Raw genomic sequence first — 255 nt, 5'->3', positions numbered from 1 at the left:
AAGAGCGGGAACTTGCCGAAACACCTGAACAAGAACTCGCCGAACTCACCGCGCTCTATGAAGCCAACGGCCTCTCGCCAGCCACCGCAAGCACCGTGGCCACCGAGCTCACCGCCCACGATGTGCTGGCCGCGCACCTAGACGCCGAATTACAACTCGACCCCGATGACCTCGCCGACCCCATCCAGGCCGCCGCCGCGTCCGCGGGCTCCTTCACCCTCGGCGCGCTGCTACCGCTACTGGCAATCCTGCTCC

1 protein-coding gene is annotated in these 255 nt (G+C 66.3%); it reads left to right on the top strand.

All coding sequences use genetic code 11. From position 1 onward, the window contains the following. Window positions 1-255, top strand: a 255-nt coding sequence (locus tag RM423_RS25210) for a VIT1/CCC1 transporter family protein (RefSeq protein WP_311425769.1), incomplete at both ends; no start/stop codon positions are given.

Origin of the sequence: Jatrophihabitans lederbergiae, assembly GCF_031845305.1 — a bacterium.
Taxonomy (GTDB): domain Bacteria; phylum Actinomycetota; class Actinomycetes; order Mycobacteriales; family Jatrophihabitantaceae; genus Jatrophihabitans_A; species Jatrophihabitans_A lederbergiae.
This window is presented reverse-complemented; position numbering and strand designations above follow the sequence as displayed.